At 47.2% G+C, this 18,211-nt stretch carries 16 protein-coding genes and 2 tRNA genes; 8 read left to right on the top strand and 10 right to left on the bottom strand.

Annotated features, from left to right (window positions below; translation table 11 throughout):
• Positions 1–50 precede the first annotated feature (50 nt).
• Both NT073_RS02350 and NT073_RS02345 read left to right on the top strand, forming a co-directional pair.
• Positions 51–284: a hypothetical protein gene (locus NT073_RS02350; protein WP_297368186.1), complete on the top strand. Its 234-nt coding sequence runs from the start codon at positions 51–53 to the stop codon at positions 282–284.
• 408 nt (positions 285–692) lie between these two features.
• Positions 693–971 carry a hypothetical protein gene (locus tag NT073_RS02345; RefSeq protein WP_297368183.1) on the top strand — a complete coding sequence of 93 codons (279 nt, stop codon included), beginning with the start codon at positions 693–695 and terminating at the stop codon, positions 969–971.
• Between the two features lie 360 nt (positions 972–1,331).
• Here NT073_RS02345 and NT073_RS02340 read toward each other — a convergent pair whose 3' ends face one another.
• Both NT073_RS02340 and NT073_RS33280 read right to left on the bottom strand, forming a co-directional pair.
• Positions 1,332–1,571: a hypothetical protein gene (locus NT073_RS02340; protein ID WP_297368180.1), complete on the bottom strand. Its 240-nt coding sequence runs from the start codon at positions 1,569–1,571 to the stop codon at positions 1,332–1,334.
• 301 nt (positions 1,572–1,872) lie between these two features.
• Entirely contained in the window at positions 1,873–2,145 is a 273-nt protein-coding gene (locus NT073_RS33280; RefSeq protein WP_366107221.1) for a LytTR family DNA-binding domain-containing protein, read from the bottom strand.
• Between the two features lie 469 nt (positions 2,146–2,614).
• Between NT073_RS33280 and NT073_RS02335 the strand changes: the two genes are divergently transcribed.
• The gene (locus NT073_RS02335; protein ID WP_297368177.1) at positions 2,615–3,451 is read left to right on the top strand and encodes a retropepsin-like aspartic protease; all 837 of its coding nucleotides are present in this window, start codon (positions 2,615–2,617) and stop codon (positions 3,449–3,451) included.
• Positions 3,452–3,574: 123 nt separating this feature from the next.
• Here NT073_RS02335 and NT073_RS02330 read toward each other — a convergent pair whose 3' ends face one another.
• Positions 3,575–3,844, bottom strand: a complete 270-nt coding sequence (locus NT073_RS02330; protein WP_041617694.1) for a hypothetical protein — start codon at positions 3,842–3,844, stop codon at positions 3,575–3,577.
• A gap of 312 nt (positions 3,845–4,156) precedes the next feature.
• Between NT073_RS02330 and NT073_RS02325 the strand changes: the two genes are divergently transcribed.
• Positions 4,157–4,228, top strand: a tRNA-Arg gene (locus NT073_RS02325).
• 142 nt (positions 4,229–4,370) lie between these two features.
• On the opposite strand, the gene NT073_RS02320 is transcribed toward NT073_RS02325, so the two are convergent.
• Positions 4,371–5,015 carry a VWA domain-containing protein gene (locus NT073_RS02320; RefSeq protein ID WP_297368171.1) on the bottom strand — a complete coding sequence of 215 codons (645 nt, stop codon included), beginning with the start codon at positions 5,013–5,015 and terminating at the stop codon, positions 4,371–4,373.
• Positions 5,016–5,645: 630 nt separating this feature from the next.
• On the opposite strand from NT073_RS02320, the gene NT073_RS02315 reads away from it, so the two are divergent.
• Complete coding sequence (locus NT073_RS02315) at positions 5,646–6,503, top strand: PfkB family carbohydrate kinase (protein ID WP_297368168.1); 858 nt, start codon at positions 5,646–5,648, stop codon at positions 6,501–6,503.
• Positions 6,504–6,740: 237 nt separating this feature from the next.
• Here NT073_RS02315 and NT073_RS02310 read toward each other — a convergent pair.
• The 3 genes from NT073_RS02310 to NT073_RS02300 form a co-directional block, all read right to left on the bottom strand.
• Positions 6,741–6,813: transfer RNA gene (locus NT073_RS02310), tRNA-Gly, on the bottom strand.
• Between the two features lie 55 nt (positions 6,814–6,868).
• Positions 6,869–8,140: an adenosylmethionine--8-amino-7-oxononanoate transaminase gene (gene bioA, locus NT073_RS02305; protein ID WP_297368165.1), complete on the bottom strand. Its 1,272-nt coding sequence runs from the start codon at positions 8,138–8,140 to the stop codon at positions 6,869–6,871.
• A gap of 28 nt (positions 8,141–8,168) precedes the next feature.
• Complete coding sequence (locus NT073_RS02300; RefSeq protein WP_297368163.1) at positions 8,169–8,681, bottom strand: 3-deoxy-D-manno-octulosonate 8-phosphate phosphatase; 513 nt, start codon at positions 8,679–8,681, stop codon at positions 8,169–8,171.
• A gap of 47 nt (positions 8,682–8,728) precedes the next feature.
• Between NT073_RS02300 and NT073_RS02295 the strand changes: the two genes are divergently transcribed.
• The 3 genes from NT073_RS02295 to NT073_RS02285 all read left to right on the top strand — a co-directional run bounded on the left by NT073_RS02295 (position 8,729) and on the right by NT073_RS02285 (position 12,188).
• Complete coding sequence (locus NT073_RS02295; RefSeq protein ID WP_297368160.1) at positions 8,729–10,189, top strand: RNA methyltransferase; 1,461 nt, start codon at positions 8,729–8,731, stop codon at positions 10,187–10,189.
• Entirely contained in the window at positions 10,186–11,238 is a 1,053-nt protein-coding gene (locus NT073_RS02290; RefSeq protein ID WP_297368157.1) for an alpha/beta hydrolase, read from the top strand. The genes NT073_RS02295 and NT073_RS02290 overlap by 4 nt, the downstream gene beginning before the upstream one ends.
• Before the next feature lie 134 nt (positions 11,239–11,372).
• A complete protein-coding gene (locus tag NT073_RS02285; RefSeq protein ID WP_012930345.1) occupies positions 11,373–12,188 on the top strand; it encodes an SDR family oxidoreductase in 816 nt (271 codons plus the stop codon).
• A 166-nt stretch (positions 12,189–12,354) separates the two neighbouring features.
• Here the strand turns inward: NT073_RS02285 and NT073_RS02280 are convergent, their stop codons facing one another.
• From NT073_RS02280 to NT073_RS02270, 3 genes are all read right to left on the bottom strand, one after another.
• Positions 12,355–13,377: an alkaline phosphatase D family protein gene (locus tag NT073_RS02280; RefSeq protein ID WP_297368151.1), complete on the bottom strand. Its 1,023-nt coding sequence runs from the start codon at positions 13,375–13,377 to the stop codon at positions 12,355–12,357.
• Between the two features lie 196 nt (positions 13,378–13,573).
• Positions 13,574–16,663: an SMC family ATPase gene (locus NT073_RS02275; protein WP_297368148.1), complete on the bottom strand. Its 3,090-nt coding sequence runs from the start codon at positions 16,661–16,663 to the stop codon at positions 13,574–13,576.
• Complete coding sequence (locus NT073_RS02270) at positions 16,660–17,886, bottom strand: exonuclease SbcCD subunit D (protein WP_297368146.1); 1,227 nt, start codon at positions 17,884–17,886, stop codon at positions 16,660–16,662. The genes NT073_RS02275 and NT073_RS02270 overlap by 4 nt, the downstream gene beginning before the upstream one ends.
• Positions 17,887–18,211: the final 325 nt, after the last annotated feature.

Raw genomic sequence — 18,211 nt, 5'->3', positions numbered from 1 at the left:
TATTGTGTGCTGCAATTAAGTTGATGAACAAACTAACGTTCATTTGAGCAATGGCAGTAAGGAAAGAGCAGGTAACATTAACCGTTTGGACGGGACTCGCCTATGGCGCAGTAAAACGGATTGTTGTCCCTTATGAATATGGCCTGATTATGTCGGAAATGATGAGCCAGTACGCCGAAGAAAATGGTTTTGTACTGGCTCTACGGGGAGAAAACAATACTGCCGGACTATTCTGGAATAGAGAAGGCCAGATCGTACGACTGGCAATTGAGGAAGCCATTTGAGTTAGTGATAAGTTGTATAACGGAGTGTTTAGCTTATAAGTCCACTCCGAAATCAAGCGTAACAAGAGGCTGATTTCGGGCAACGGGCAGTGAAAGTACTCTGTTTCTGATTTGACTAGTGTAATCCTGACCTAACTAATATCCGCTAGCACACCGTTATTGTCTCTAATCTTACTATTTTAAACTACCTTGCCCATTGACTATATATCTTATTTAGTTGGGATGGTCCGTAGAATAAAGAAAATCACCTGTTGTATATAATTATGCCTTTAATGAACTAAATAATTGCAATTTAAGATACATTTTTAGGTTATAAATTTGCTTAAAAAGTTTTTATATTACATATAGCTAATTATAAGTTACAAAAATACCTTTAGGTGGTACCCCAAATACACGCAACATATAGTTATGATCATCACCTTCGCTCAATATTGTATTCTTACTGCAACCTACAATGGAGCAACTGCCAGCGAGGTTCAGTGTAAAACAACACTTAACCCGTTGATGATCAATTTTCATCTAAATGAGCTACTGAAAAGCGGGTTCGTGACGATTTTGGAAGAGAAGGATGCAGAACCGCTGCGATATGAGGTAAATGAACTGGGGTTGATGTACATCGAAGATTATGAGCGGGCTAATCCAGAACTGGTTATCAGACGAGCTACGTACAAGGCTGGAATAATATAACTTCTTTAGCCGGCACCCCTCGCCAATGGTAGTTAAACAAACCTATACGCCCTTTTACGGGACCCTCTGAATCCGTGACTGTAGGTTACAATGCTAGTTCATTCATACACGTTAGCTACTGGTTGCCATCATCATTATAGGACCAAGGCAGGAGATTAAAAAATAACGCGTATTTGTTGTTTTATTTTTATTTTAGTTAACATGTTGTTAAATTTATATCGAAAAATTAAAAAGAATGAAGATATATAAACCCGTGAACATTTTGATTTGCGGGTTTTTTCTACGCGTTAAAAAAAGGTATTGAAATACCAGTGCAAGGGCTACTTTGGGGCTAGAACATGGATACCAGTAAACCGCAGACTAACTGGGCACTTGATCTGCATCGGCTTGCTGAAGCAACCACTCTCGAACTTCCTGCAACATTACAGCCGCCGATTTCCTGGTAGCGGCTACTTCACTATGTAACCACTTAACCTGGGTGGCTACTGCACCCGGCAGGTTAAGAAATACGCTGTATTCATTAATGTGCTGTGGGCCAGTGGGAAGGGATCGGCCATTGAAAAAACGTTCTAATTCTTCGTGTTCGTTACTAAGATGCATAGGACGAAAATAGACATCAAATAATTTATATGCACTATGACCGGGTAGATAGCTAGGTTCTGGCTAGAGTTTATAGCCCGTTTCGGCTGGTTGCCGTGGTTTGATCAAATGGCCCAGAAATGTAACAGATTGGATCGTACACGCCATAAAAAAACAAAAGCCAGGCATTGCCCGGCTATGTCGCACCTAACCCTTGAAATAAAAACCCCTATCTAAATACTTATTGATTTTGCTTCTGACTATTAATGTGTTATCTATTGTATGGCTACTACTATCTATGTAATCTGTAATTTAATTTAAACTAATTTCTTCTGGTACTAGAATGAGTTTCGAGTTGGCTGATAACTAAAGGTACTCGTCTCCGACTTACATGAAGCCAGTTTCCGGCCACTAGTACTTCTGCTGATCGATCACTATTCCGGCGAATTTGTAAAATATGATTTGGATTCACAGCCAGGCTTTTGCTAAGCCGAATAAATCCGGGCAGCATATCAACACATTTTTTTAAAGTAGTTGCATTAATTGTAGACGAGGAATCGACCAGAAACACTCGTGTGTAATTTCCCCAACCCATCAAATACATAATGCGAATGTTGTTGGTACTTAGTTTACCAAAAGTCATGTATTGTATGCGTTGAGCGGTAACTAATAGTTAATGAAAATGTTTCTTATGCAAACTTAATCATTTAAATATGTTATCCAATAGGAAAAGAAGAAATTATTTATTGACCTGTAAAAGAACTCAGTATGTACGTTTAGCGAAGTTGCCTGGATGTGCTTGCCTAGATAATTTGTATCACTTTTCGAAAAAAAGTAGATCGAAAATAAACAGTGAATTTTGTGCCAGCTTAGTGCATAACGGACGTTTACTATACAGTCATACAACCTTGCAATTGGCTGTTCGGTAAAAGCCCCTTACATTTATACAGTTGCTGACAATGCTGATATACAATATCTCAGTGACAGAAACGCCAGTCCGGCGACAGATAAAGCAGAGTCGCCCTGCCATTATTAACTCTTCTCATTGACCGCCGATTCAAGCGATGTTACTCCATATTGTGCGGATATTCACGGCAATTGTGATTGTACTGCTATCGAATTATGCGGTCGTTGCTCAGCCGTTCCGGCAGCAAAGTCCGATCATCATCAGCGATGACTTGGTCTATGTGAAAGTCAACGTCAATGGCCGGGGCCCCTTTAATTTTATTCTTGATTCCGGTACGGCCGGTATCGGGCGGATTGATCGTCAGCTGGCTAAAGAGATTGGATTAAAAATTATCGGTTACCAGCAGGTTTCGGATATTTACCAGTCAAAAATTGAAATTCTGGTTTCTGTGGAAAGCCTTGGCCTGGGTCAGGTTACACAGTCGGGGCTTAGATTGATGATTGGTGATTACAACACCAAACCCAAACAGATACGGATAGATGGCGTATTGAGCCGGGATTTCTTTTACAACTACCTGCTTACCATTGATGGACCAACACGTCAACTAATTCTTTCGAAAGAAACATTGGAGATGGGGGCAGAAGGCGTTCTCAGCTATAGTAAAGCCTTTCTGATTCCGGGTAAGATCGGGCAAACAGATTTGCTGTTCAACCTGGATACCGGATCGAACTTACCCCTCCATTTTCCGGTGGCTAAATTGACGGGCATTCGCTACGAAAACACCCTGAACAAGCGGGAAGAAACAAAAGCCAGTGCAACCTTTATGGTACAGGAAGCGGTAATAAAAGACGAACTGGTAGTAGGATCAGTCCGGATAAAAAACCAAAAAGTGTATTATTCCGACAAAGCCCACCAGATCAATGTAGGGGAGGGTTTTCTGAAAGACCATGTCGTTACGTTCGATCAGCGCAAGAGGTTAGTCAGAATAGACTAAAAGCTCCCGGCCGTTTAGCCGGGAGCCATTGTGTTCTCCAAAATCGAAGGGACCTGAATAGGTGTTGTCTACGCTGAAGGAAGCAAAGCGGGTAACTGCTGCACGTCGTTTGAGCTATCTTACTTAATAGGCCAGATCAAACATGTCTTTTTCTACATTGTCACCCTGTTGCTCCAATGCTTCGAGTACAAGCGTTGCAAAAGCTACTTTATCTGATTTACGATAGTCGCTCTGACGTAATCGACCGGAGGGAGCTTTAAAGTCCTGACTCACTCGCTCACACATCGCCCACACTTTAGGATTCATTCTGATTTTGTATTGCCGAATTGGAGTGTCTTCACCGAACCAAAGAGCAATGACATTTTTCGTTGTTAACTTAATAATAGCGCCCACACCCAAAATTTTAGATGAAAAGGATAAACGTGATATTTTTTAACGATAAAATTATCTAAATAACATAAATATTCTGAAAAAGTTAGTGATAGCCAGATGCATAGGGTTCACAAAGTCATTCAAAACTGCCTAATTCGAGAGAATTAGGCGGTTTTTCGTATTTTCAAATTTATTTAGACGAACTACGTCTGCAAAGTAAACTAAAGCCAAATTAAGGCGTTGTTAATTTTTGATCGTCTCCCGTTTGATGGACTAAATAAATGGGAAAAGTTTTCTGACGGCATTAAGAAAATAGGTTTATTTTTGTGCCATGGCTTTATGGTGTAATGGATAGCATCACAGTCTTCGGAACTGTTGGTTGGGGTTCGAGTCCCTATAAAGCCACTTATTCAACTGCCCCTACAATCCGACGCTCCTCGTTCGGGTATTAATTCAGACCGTTTATTATAATCTGACTGTCCCCATGTAGAAACGCGGGTTTTGCGTCGCTACATGGGAAAACAGAATAGCCGTCAGACCTGCGTCGCTACGGTTGAATAAAATAACTACTCTCAGCACTCTGAACCGTATCGCCTTTGCTGCGTTTGTCATAAAAGGCTGTACGCCCCTTGCGTTCCTGCGCAAACAGATTCTTCATGTCGGCCTCGTTGGTTTGAAACGCAATCGACTGTGTGATGGAAAGCGACGAAGCCACTTTCTGAACGTCCTGGTTGGCACCCATGTAGGTAAATGACCAGTTGTGCTGTTTAAGCCTTTCTACCATCGCCTGAATCTGACGGCCGGTAAATTCGCGTGATGCGTTTTCTTCCCCATCGGTTAGGATGCTTACTAGTACCGTATAGTTCGTTTCATTCTCGGTCAGCCATTCCATACGCATAAGACTGCGCCCCATAGCATCGTAGAGCGGTGTACCAGCATTGGGGTTAAATAACGCGTCGGTCAGTTCGGTCAGTTGATCAGCGGGCTGATTGTCCAGTCGGGTCCGAATACCCAAGCTATTAAAGGTTACCAGCGTAATAGAGTGCTGCTGTTCTGCAAACTGCCCGCTAACTCCTCTAATGGTTTGTACGACCTCATTAAAGCCACTGAGCGTTGGTACTTTAATGCTTTCCATAGAACCGCTCTCATCGAGAATAATCAGGTTAAAAATTTTGTGTGTTGTTGTGTTCATTGTATTTGAAGGTTTTATGAAACTATAATTTACGCATAAATAAGCAGAGAAGGAAACTATTGTTAGTATTTAAGTATTTGATATTCAATGGTTTGTTTATTTATTTTTAGTTGAATTACCTGGATGGAAACGCTGATTACTTGTATGGTCTTCAGAGAACTAAGTCATTAGCAGTTCGAAAAAATAAGGCCGAAAGTATATGGCCTGCTGGGATTAGGAAAAGGCAAAATCATGGCTCAGGAGTAGTACAACTAATTTTTGGATTAGAGGGACGCTCTCGATAAATCAATAAATAGGATAATTTTAAGAAAGAGAGTGGCTTTTTCTAACCGGGCGTAAATGGAAGCAACTCGCTGCTGAAGTGATTATGTTAATAAATAAATTAGCTGATAATCAGGGTGGTATACTCCTTTTGTATGTTACGTAGCGCCTGATTCTCTCATGAAATTTAACGCAATGAAACTAGTTTGCTCGGGAAAGGTTTGAGATAATAATCACATAAAGTCTGTAAACTGTAAACTTTACAAAAAATGGGCTCGGCGTTGGACCCGGGCTTTAAAGAATAGTTGATTCGTTCCAGTGAAAAACTGATACTTAACGTAACCTGCCATGCATTGGTAGGCTTAAATTATGATAGATATTTGTGCAATTGGCCACATATCGCTCGATGAGGTTATTACACCTCTTTCCGTGAAGCATATGCCAGGAGGAACCGCATTCTACTTTGCTAAAACGCTTTTACACGCTGATATTAACTTTAAGCTGGTTACCGCCCTTGGCTTGCAGGAATATCAGGTCGTTGACGATTTAAGGCAGGAGGGCTCAAGCGTGTATACCTTACCAAGCAAGTCGACGGTGTATTTTCAAAACAAGTACAGCGACGACCAGAATCATCGCCAACAACGTGTTCTCCGGCAGGCATCTCCATTTGCTGTCGCTCAAATGCCGGCAGTAAACGCAAAAGTTTATCATTTAGGGCCGCTGCTGGCCAATGACATTCCCATTGAATTGATCGAAAACCTATCAAAGAAAGGATCGGTATCACTCGACATACAGGGCTATCTGAGACATGTATGGCACAATAAAGTAGTTTACAGAGATTGGGCTGATAAAAAGAAAGTACTTCCTAACGTAAGCATCTTGAAAGCCAACGATCACGAAATGGAGGTTGTGACAGGACGAAAAAATGTGAAAGAGGGAGCCGCTTACCTGGCAGACATGGGTGTTCGCGAAGTGATCATAACGCTTGGCAGCAAGGGGTCTTTAATTTACACAGGAGGTATTTTTTATACCATTCCAGCCTTCAAGCCAACGGCTGTAGTCGATGCAACGGGTTGCGGTGACACGTATATGGCTGGTTATCTGTGGAAACGAGTGCAGGGCCAAGACGTACAGGAAGCTGGAGAATTTGGTGCTACCCTGGCTACGCGTAAAGTCAGTTCATCGGGTCCTTACACGGAGACTCCTGTTAGTGTTCAGGTTAAATAAACAAGGGCTCTCGTTGGCAACGCCTAAGTGTCACTTCTATTGGTCAACGTATATGGATAAGAAGTTCAACGCAAAGTTCGCTTTCCAGCATGCCGGATTAGACTAAATTACTAGTTACCCGATCTTACTCGTTAGAGGACTAACTGTACAATTAACTTTAAACAGGCATCGCTAATAAAAAAAACAAGCCTGTCAATCACTTCGATTAACCGGCTTGTTATCAGTATTTTACACTTGAGCGGGAAATGGGTCTCGAACCCACGGCCTGCAGCTTGGGAAGCTGCCGCTCTACCAACTGAGCTACTCCCGCACTGATTGGTAAAACAAAGGTGTATTATTAAAATTAAAATGTCAAGCCGTACTGATCAGAGGGTCGTTAAGAAGGCCTGTATCTGCTCATGCGTATAGGCAAGCTGCTCATCGGTGGTGCAATAAGGCGGCATCATGTACAGCACATTGCCCAATGGACGCATCAAAATACCCCGATCAAGCAAAAAATTATAGGCAGTATCGCGGATGTTGTTGAAATAGGACGTTTGCTCCCCAGCCTTTATATCAAATGCCAGCAAAGTACCGTGTTGCCGAATGCTTTCTACGGTTGAAAAGGTCGCTAGCTGCCGAGCAAATGTTGCATGGCTGGCGGTGATGCGTTCAATATTAGCCTGCGTTTCGGGAAGTAGCAACACATCCATACTGGCAAGGGCAGCCGTGCAGGCCAGCGGGTTTGCCGTGAAGGAATGACCGTGAAAAAGTGTCTTGTGCTTATCGTCAGACAGGAAGGCGTTGTAAATGCTTTCCGCGCAACTTGTAACACCCAGCGCCATGGTGCCGCCAGTTAAGCCCTTCGATAAACACATCATGTCGGGCTTTTCGGCCAGGTAATCAGATGCGAACAGTTTGCCCGTTCGACCGAATCCTGTCATCACTTCATCGGCAATAATGAGGGCACCTTTGTCGCGGGCTAATCGAAATAACTTATCGAGTACGTCGGGTTGGTACATAACCATACCGCCAGCGCCCTGCACGAGGGGTTCCGCAATGAAAGCAGCTACCTCCTCATCAAACAATGCCTCGGCCTGTTGTAGAACGACCTCCTCCTGCCCTGGAATGGGTACTGGCAGATAGACGACATCAAACAAAAACGGGGTAAATGGAGCAGTGAACGCACTCCGGCCACTGACCGCCATAGCGCCGAAGGTGTCACCATGATAGGCATTCTCGAACGCCACTATTTTTTTACGTGGCTTGCCCAGGTTGTGCCAGTACTGAAAGGCCATTTTTAACCCCACTTCAACAGCAGTTGAGCCATTGTCCGAATAAAAAACCTTTGACTGGTTTGCGGGTAGAATAGCCAGAAGCCGCTCGGCCAGCTCAACGGCGGGATGGTGCGTGAAACCGGCAAAAATAACGTGTTCCAGCGTGTGAAGCTGCTCCGATACCCGTTGAGCAATGTGTGGATGGGCGTGCCCATGGATGTTGACCCACCAGGAAGAAACCATATCGAGGTACTCCCGGTCATCGGCGCCGTATAAGACTGAACCGCTGCCCCGCACAATCGGAATGGGCAACGGGGCTGTTTGCATCTGCGTAAACGGGTGCCAGATAACGGCCCGGTCACGTTCGGCTAAATCATTCATTAAACGTCAAGTCTTGTAAACATAAATTTTATAAACCCCATTTCCCCTGCGCCTTCATTACCTGTTCGATCACATCCCGAACGGCACCACGGCCTCCCACTTTGGGCGATATATACCGACAAACCGCCTGAACCTCGTCGACGGCATCTGCCGGGCAGGTGCTCAGTATCGCCGAGCGGCTCAAAATCGGCAGATCGGGCATATCGTCGCCCATGTACAGGATTTCGGATTCGTTTAAGCCATCGCGGGCGATATAGCCGAGGAACGCATTTACTTTCTGATCGGAAGGACCACCCATGAAAATGTCTTTCACATTCATGGATGTTAGCCAGCTCCGAAGGCCGTCGGCATTAGCCGCTGAAATAATGGCCACCCGAAAGCCACCTTTCAGGGCCTGTTCAATGGCGTAGGTATCCCGGATAAAAACCGTTCTATAACGTTCGCCTGATGCGAGCAGTGAAACCCCACCATCGGTTAGCACACCATCTATATCGAAAATGAAGGTTTTTGTTTGCCTGAATTGCTCCTCGGTTGCTGTCATGCTGCAAGTTTAGTGAAAACCGCCCGACAGTTCCGTATTTTTGTGGTATGACAACAAACAAGCTGCCAGGTAAAGCTCATCTTCCGGCTGAGTCGTCCCAGTCAATTCAGCCTGGGGCTGAGTGGCCTTCCGCGTTTCTGGCGCAGATGCAGGCGCAGTTGGGGGCAGAGTTTGCCGAATTTAAATCGGCACTGGTGCAATCAACGCCGGTGAGTATCCGCATTAATGCCCGAAAATTGGGTGGGGCGGCTTATGACACCACTGATCTGGTGCCCATTCCCTGGTGTCCCGATGGCTATTACCTGCCCGAACGCCCCAGTTTCACGCTTGATCCGTTGTTTCAGGCCGGTGCTTATTATGTGCAGGAAGCTTCGTCGATGTTGTTGCACGAAGCCCTTCGGCAAACAGTCAATCTCGACCGGCCGTTGAGGGTGCTGGATTTATGCGCGGCTCCGGGCGGTAAAAGTACGTTACTGGCGTCGGCCCTACACTCCGATAGTCTATTAGTATGTAATGAAGTGATTCGGAGCCGGGTGTCGGTATTACGCGAAAATGTGGACAAATGGGGGTACCCAAATGTGGTAGTAAGCAACCACGACCCGGAAGACATGAGCAAGCTGACTGGCTTTTTCGATGTGGTGCTGGTCGATGCACCCTGCTCGGGAGAAGGCCTGTTCCGAAAAGATCCCGACGCCATGCAGGAGTGGTCGGAAGCGAGTGTCGAGCTGTGTTCGGCTCGACAGAAGCGCATTCTGGCCGCAGCCGCGCCCCTGCTGGATAAAGACGGTATTCTGATTTACAGTACCTGTACATATAATGATCTTGAAAACGCCGGAAACGTCCAGTACCTGACCGAAATCGGGTTTCGTAATAAGCCGCTCATTCTGCCTTCGGAATGGAATATCGTTGAACGACAGGCGGGTGATCCCGAAACGGGTGAGGCTGTCGGGTATCAATGCTATCCGCAGCGGGTTCGGGGCGAAGGTTTTTTTATCAGCGTCTTCAAGAAAACGGCGTTTACGGCTCCGGTTAAACTCGACGCCCGCACGTTTCGCACCATTCGCGCCCTTAGGCCCCGCGAAACGGCGTCGGCGGCTAAGTGGCTACAGCATCCGGCCGATTTCTCGTTTTGGGAAAAACCCAATGGTGATGTAATGGCCTTGCCCAAAGCGCTCGAAAAAACGTATCTTTTCCTCGATAGTGCTTTGAAAAGCAAAGGCTTTGGTCTGGAAATGGGTCAGTTTAAAGGAACGGACTTTGTGCCGTCGCACGCGTTGGCGCTGAGTACGGCGGTGAATCAGGATTTGCCGGGGCTCGAACTGAGTAAAGAGGATGCCCTGCGCTACTTTAAGAAAGAGAATCTGGTGTTCGATGAACCCGTAAAAGGCTGGTTATTGGCTAAGTACAAAGGGGTAAATCTGGGTTGGGTAAAAGGAGTAGGTACTCGCGTTAACAACTATCTTCCGAAAGACTGGCGAATCAGAATGGATATAAAGGAATATGTATGAAACGGTTTTTTACGATTACAGGCCTGCTGGTAGCCGCTATCGGCGTTAGTTACTTTCTGGGTCCTACCGCGCACCCCGATGCTGTTAAAGAAGAAGCCATTATACTCGACCCTGACCTGGTAAAGCTGGAGAAAAGCCTTGCAGACTCGGAAAGCAAGGCGAATCTGCGCCCCGATAATGAAGCCCGCATTATTTGGGCCGACAGTCTGAAAAAGGTTAAAACGCCTTACAGTATCGTTTACATACATGGTTTTTCGGCCAGTTGGGCCGAAGGTGATCCGGTCCACAAACAAATCGCGAAACACTTTGGGTGTAATCTATACCTCGCTCGTACCGCCGAACACGGCGTCGACTCGCCCGATGCGCTGAAAGACATAACCCCCGCCAACTACGCAGCTTCTGCCGAACGGGCGCTGGCGATTGGCAAATCACTGGGCGAAAAGGTAATCGTGATGGGCACATCAGCAGGAGGTATGCTCACACTTTATCTGGCCGCTCACCACCCCGAAATTGATGGCTTGGTCCTTTATTCACCCTGTATCGCCACGGCTAATTCAGCACTGAAACTAACCACAGGACCCTGGGGCAAGCAGATACTCGACCAGGTTTTTAAAGGCGAACACGTTATCAATACCAATTATAGCGGTGAGCGGGCTAAATACTGGTTTCCGCAATACCATACCAATGGGTTGATTACCCTGCAAACTATGCTTGACCGATACATGACGCCCGAACAGTTTCAGAAAGTGAAGCAGCCGGTATTCATGGGTTATTATTATAAAGATGACGAGCATCAGGATAAAGTAGTGTCGGTACCGGCCATGCTGGCGATGTTCGATGAACTGGGAACGCCCGCCGACAAAAAACAAAAAATGGCTTTCCCGAACGCGGGCGAACACGTTATTACTTCGCACTTCACCTCCGGCGATCTGAAAGGTGTTTATCAAGCCACCGAAACGTTTATGTCGACTGTTCTGAACATGCCACCGGCTCCGGCATCAACACCTGTATTTGCCCTGCAATCAAAAAGTGGTACGACAAAAAAATAACCTAACTTTGCGGCAATTAGTGAAGAGTTAAGAATGAAGAGTAGAGAACAGATGGTGATCGCCAGTGAGTTCTTTACCACACAGGTGCCTCGTCTTCATTGTCTATTTTTCATTATCCATTATACATTAAATTTATGGCTTACGGATTACTGAACGGAAAACGCGGCATCATTTCCGGTGCCCTGGACGAAAAATCAATCGCCTGGAAGGTCGCTTTGAAAGCGAAGGAAGAAGGTGCTACGTTTACCCTCACTAACGCGCCCATTGCAATGCGTATGGGAGCAATTAAACAACTCGCTGAACAGTGTAATGCAGAGATCATTCCGGCTGATGCGACGTCGGTCGAGGACTTGGAAAATCTGTTCACCAAATCAACCGAAGTGCTGGGTGGTAAAGTTGACTTTGTGCTGCACAGCATTGGCATGAGCCCCAATATCCGTAAGGGCAAAGCCTATACAGACCTGAATTACGACTGGTTCAAACAAAGCATCGACATCTCGGCGCTGTCGTTTCATAAAATGATGCAAACAGCCTATAAGCTGGATGCGATTAGCGAATGGGGTTCTGTGGTGGCGCTGACCTACATGGCGGCCCAGCGGACGTTTCCATTCTATACTGATATGGCCGATGCCAAAGCGGTGCTGGAGTCGATAGCCCGGAGTTTCGGCTATCGCTACGGCAAGTCGCACAAGGTACGTGTGAACACCATTTCGCAATCGCCCACGCCAACGACGGCGGGTGGCGGTATTGGTGGATTCGACAAGTTCTATGACTTCGCCGACAAAACTGCGCCCTTAGGCAACGCCACCGCTGATCAGTGCGCCGACTACTGTATCACGCTCTTCTCCGACCTAACCCGCATGGTCACCATGCAGAACCTGTTCCATGATGGTGGTTTCTCCATGACCGGCATTTCGGAAGAAGTTATGGCGCTGGTAACGAAAGAGTAATTTAGTGTTGTCAGTAAAATGGGTGCAGTAGGTGTAATGGTTCTGACCACTCCACTTACTGCACCCATTTTACTGACAACTTAGTCAAACTGTGAGATGTTCGATTGATGTACAACGGATTGGTCTCGCAGCTTGACTTCAACTGCACTCATTTCACTCACTATACCTAAAACGTTATTGCCTGCGCTAGGTATGTTGCCTGTTCATCGCCATTAATGCGGACGGTGGCTTTTAGCGGTTTAGCGTTCCAGTCAATCATGATCAGGCCGTAGTTTAGTTTGGTGATCATCTCGCCGACGCGGTGGCGGTTGGGTTCTACGTGCGGAGCCGATACGTGGGTAAGCCCACTGCTCGTAATATCGAAGAGGTCGTATCCGAGGCCGGGCACACTTACTTTTGAGACTTCGGCCATGTGCCGGTCGCCACTGATAAAGAAAGCTCCCTTCGGTTTTGTTTTGGCGATTAGGTCCAGCAGTCGTTTGCGGGCGGTGGGAAAGTTGGCCCATTTTTCATAGACATGCTCTTCGGGCAATACCTGAACGCCACTACCAATGATGTGTACGTCGGCATCGGATTTGGTAAGTTGCTGTTCCAGCCATTTCCACTGTGTTTCGCCCAGCATGTCGCCCGATGGATCAGGCACGTTGGCTTTTCCGTCTTTCTTTAACGGGTCGCGGAAATAGCGGGCATCCAGCAAAATAACTTTCACCCGCTGGCCTTTGGGGCCGTATGTATGGGCGGAATAGCCACCTTCCTGGGTGCGCAACGGACTGGTTTTGGGAACGTCCAAAAAATCAAGCATCAGTTGCTGGCTCTCTTTCCGCTTCGGATATTCCATGCCGCCATCATTTACGCCATAATCGTGATCGTCCCATACACCAATAATAGACGTCTGCTGCCGCAATTGCTGATACACCGGGTTCGACTTTTGCCGGGCGTATTTGGCACTGAGCGTGTCCATTACCTCCGAATCGCCATAGATGTTGTCGCCCAGCCAGATCCAAACGTCTGGCTTCTGCGCTACAATATCATCCCAGAGTGGCTGAGGCCGTTTTTGGTCACTGCACGACCCAAAGGCGATTTTAGTAACCGGCTTTTCGGCTTGAACAGAGGCCGTACCCATTTTGGGCGTACGGCACCCGGCCAGTGCTACGGAAGCGAGCAGGCCAAGAGTAATGATTTTTTTCATTTGAGTAAGATTAGTTTCGTAGCGTGGATCTTTAGTCCGCGCTACAATTCGGGGCCAAAAGTAAAACAGCCCCGTTGTTTACCAGTCAACTTCAAGATTTGTTAATAATTGGATACGGAGCTTGGCGCGGGCATTTGTCGCACGGGCGCCCCCGCCGTGCTTCTTCATGAAGCTAGTGTTTACTCGGCCAGTATTTTCAACTCTCCCAACTCCGAATAATCCGGCTGCCGTTCTCGGTCGACTCGGCCCGAATAAAATGATCCACTTCCTGCTGAAGCTCTTCAACGTGCGAGATAATGCCAACCACCCGGTTTTCGGCACGGAGTGCTTTCAACGTTTTGAAGACCGTTTGTAGGGAGTCTTTGTCGAGCGTGCCGAATCCTTCATCCAGGAAAAACAGATTTTGCTTTGCTTTTGTCAAATGCTGAATATTATCCGACAGCGCCAGCGCCAGCGACAGTGCTGCCTGGAATGTCTGACCACCCGAAAGCGTCTTAACACTTCGTACCTCACCGCTGTTGAGGAAATCACGCACCAGGAAGTTGTTTTTGTCGTCAAGCTCCAGCCGAAGCTGGTTATTGGTCAGCTTGAAAAAACGCTCATTAGCTGATTCGCAGAGGTTTTTCAGGTAAACCGACGACACGTAGTTCACGAAGCCCTGCGCCCGGAACATTTCGTCCATTTTCTTCAAATCCTGTTTCCTCAAGTCAAGCTCGTCATGGCGTTTCTGGTGTTCCAGTTTTTGCTGCCACTGGCTTTCGAGTGCAGCCAGCACACTGGTAGCACGACCATGTTCCTTATTGAGCGCATCTTTCTCGGCTTGTAATGTCGCCAGTTGTTGTTGAACCGCTATTAATTCGGCCGGGTCGAATGGATGTTCGGTCAACTCAGTCTGTAGTGTGTTGACTTGTAGTTGCAGACCGCTTCGCTTTTCGTTGTATTCGTTGATCTGTTGTCGTTCCTGACCGATGTTCAGGTTAGATTGTAGAATCTGGTTCACCTGCTCGCGGGTTAGGTTTTGATCGGCCAGATTTTGCGCGATGGTTGCTTCCAGAGTGCTCAGTTCAGCCGCGATGTCGGCCAACTGATTGTGCAACTGCTGAATCTGTTCGTCAACCGTTGCCTGGTCTTTTTCGGCTTCACCCTGCTGTTTTGCCGTATTGTCGAAGTGAACTTTCGCCTGATGGTATGTTTTTGTGAGTGACTCGCGTAGATCGGCGATCTGGTCGAGGCCCCAGTTTTTCACTTCTTCCAGCTGAAAATGTTCCAGCGATTCGGCCGCTGTTTTCAACTGTCCGCTCAATCCGGCAATGGCATTCCCCGCGTCGACCACTTTTTTGGTCAGGTCGTTATAAGTCGCTTCAGCTTCTCCTATCAGCTTTTCGAGATCCTGAATCGCTTTTTGAGCGTCCATAAGTTGCCTTTGTGCGTCGCTTTCTTTCTGAATAGCCTTGATCACGTCGCCTTCCTGCTCTTTTGAGAACTCCGGCCACATAAAATTGTCCTCGTGCTCGGTCAACTGCCTGACGATTTCGGTGCGTTCCTGCGTGATCCGTTTGCCGTTTTCGTGTTCGCTCCGCAGTTTTGTCGTCAATTCCTTAATGGCGAGCTGTAGCTTGCTGGTAACCTCTATTCGCTGGATCACCTTCTGTAAACCCGCTTCGCTACCTTTCACGTCAATGCTTTCCTCATCGCCTTTGTGTCGGTTAGGATGGTGCGTTGATCCACAAAGCGGGCAGGGTTGTCCTTCGTTCAGGGCATCAGCATACTTTCGTAACTCATCCTGAACGAGTAATTTCCGGTGTCTATCCTCGCGTTCCTGCCGAACTTCTTTAAATTTGACAAGAGCCTCCTCAATTGCATCCGGTAAGGTTTTGAGCGTTAGATCAGTCCAATCGGGCGGAAATCCCACCAGCGCATCGTTCTTCTGCTGCTTAAGTTTTTCAATAGCCCGGTCGTATTTATCAACGGCCAATTGAAGATCGTCGGCCTGTTTCTTCAGGGGTTTATAGGCCGCAAACCAGTTCCTGACCTTGTAGAGTCGCTCCAGATCGGACGTCCGCCCGATGCCGTTATCAAGAATAAGCTGGTGTCGGGCGCGGGTCGCTTTATGCCGTTCGATTAAAGCCTCTTGCTGGTTGAGTTGACTGGCCAGCGTGTCGCGGTTACGGGTTTGCTGACTAACGGTTTGTTGCAGCGTTCTAATCTGCTGCACCGTATCCAGTTCGTCGATTTTCTGCTGTAGCTCATCGCGGGTTTCGTAGGCTTGCTTTGCCGCTTCGTACAAACTCCGCAAACTCACCAGCCGCTTCGTTACGGACAGGAGTTGTTGCTGGGCCGCTCGTTCCTGATCGATTAGCCTGGACTTCCGGGAATGGAGTTTGTCAATGCTGGAAAAATCGGCCTGAAAGACAAGTAAACACGTTTCGTACATAGCCAGCGCCTGTTCCCGTTGGTGATAAAGCGGTGCCCGGTTGAGGAGTTGTGTAAGTTCCTGTTGGGTCGATGCCAGCGTTTGACTTCGTTTCTGGTTTTCGAGTAGTCGTTGTTCAGCAGGAGACAGCTCGTTGATTTCGGCTTCTTTTAGGCTTAGCGACTCAGAGATACCGGTAATCGCTGCCTTTGCCTGATCAATCGCTTCGGGTGTAACGGCTTCCAGGGGGGATAACAACCCGCGAAGTTCAGCCAGTTGATCGTCATTCGCTTTGCTCAGTTTACTCACCCGGGCGGCCAGGTCATACTGGTCGAGCTTGAACAACTGGTTCATCATCTTCGTCCGCTCGGTAGGACTAAGCTCTAGAAACTCTCTAAACTGGTTTTGCGGAATAATGATGGTCCGCTTAAAGTTGTCGTAATCCAACCCCAGAATCTGTTTGGACAGGACGGCGACATCTTCTTTCTCGTTACCGATAGGTTGCCACTCATCGCCCTGCCGAATGAACATCCGACGTTCACCCGGCCCTATTTCGTGGTGCTTTTTCGGATGACGCTTCGCTTCATAAACAAACTTGTATAACTGTTGCTCCGGACCCGCCTGAAACTGAAAGTCGATGATCAGGTGCTTCGACTTCAGGTTCATCATATTATAGGCCTGATTATCTTTTGCGTTCAGTCGCTCGGTCTTTCCGTATAAGGCAAAACTTATGGCTTCCAGCAGCGAGGTTTTGCCGCTGCCCACTTTACCGAAGATGCCAAAAACACTCGAACCAATTAATTGCTGGAAGTCGATTTCCTGTAAGTCCTGATATGAATAAAGTCCTTGAATTGACAGTTTAATGGGTATCATTCAGGTTCGGTTGCTAAAATCTCTTTGAACAAATGCTGTAGCCGCTCGTTTGGCTCCTGCCCTTTGTTCTTATTTTTAAAATAACTCGTGAACAGCGCTTCCATACTCTGGCTAAGGTCAATAGCGGGTGCTGATTCCTGCTCCGTTTCTTCCACGTCGCGTACGTCCGGGATGATCGTCACCAGCGATTCATGCGCCTGCTGTAATTGCCGGCGTTCGTCGCTTGTCAGAAACGCTGTCGTTTGCAGGGTTATTTCGGCATAACAGTTCGGGTTTTCCCGCAGCCATTCCACCGCTTCATCGACCCGCTTGAACTTTGGACGCAGCAACCGCTTTCCAGTAGCTAGTGGGACCGGGGTAACCGTAACGGGATGCCCGGCTTCAGCGTCAATAAGAACGACGTATTTCTGCTGATCGGCCTCGGCAAAACTATACGCCAACGGGCTGCTGCTATATATAACAGGAGAAGGACCGCCCGCTATCTGCTGATACCGGTGTAAATGCCCAAGCGCTGTATACTGGATCTGGGGGGGGATCATGTCTGTATACACAACCGACGCGCCACCCACCTGCAGAATACTACGCTCATCATCCGATTCTTCGGGCTGCTCACCCCCCCGTTTCATCACGAACAGATGAGCCATTAGTAAGTTGATGCCCTGCTCATCCATATAAGTATCGGCCAGAGCCGCCCAGTGCTTCTGCAAATGCTGCCGGAGTTCATCGTCGAGGCCTATCATTCCAAGGTAGGCACGAAGGCGGGTCTCATTAGCATAGGGCGTTAGTATAATACGAACAGGCGCATCATGCCGGGGCAACTTCAACTCAATAAATCCCGGTGCCGAGCAAAGCAGTTTGGCTTCGCAACTTAGTTCATAGGAACGAACCTCTGTCTTTGGAAAGCCGGCGAAGATAATTCCGCACTCCCGCCCGAAATGATCCTGTGCTTCGATCCGGTCCGGGTTATCGTGATTCCCGGCAATGGCCACTACCGTCCGTTGACCATTTGCTGTTAACTCTTTCAGCGTACTATACAATAAGTCCTCAGCTTTGGGATCTGGATTGAAGGTGTCGAACAAGTCGCCCGCTACTAAAACCAGATCTACATCCTCCCGATTAGCGACCTGAACAATTTCGGCCAGTACATCCCGTTGTTCCTGAAGTCGCTGAAAATCCTGAAGTCGCTTCCCCAAATGCCAGTCTGCCGTATGTAGTATTTTCATTAGATGACAAATTGTATTGGATGAATTGATACAAAAGGAAGATGCAATATAACTCATGAGGTCCGCATAACGGGCATAAAGACGGCTTGAGTGGCCTTTTTACCTCATGAAGCGCGCCAAAACAAGAGTATTCGAAAAAAGTTTTCAACTTTTTTCGAACGGTAACTAATTGAGATTGCGCACCTTACCGAATAATGTTTGGTGTAGCCCCAATTATTTTCAGGCCGGGCCTTGACAAGGGGGTAAAATCAGCCTACCTTTGCACTCCCAAACATCGGGAATGAGTCGAAAACACAAGCGAAAGCTACTGGTAATCAACTCGTTA

Source organism: Spirosoma sp., from assembly GCF_026391055.1.
GTDB lineage: Bacteria > Bacteroidota > Bacteroidia > Cytophagales > Spirosomataceae > Spirosoma.
This window is presented reverse-complemented; position numbering and strand designations above follow the sequence as displayed.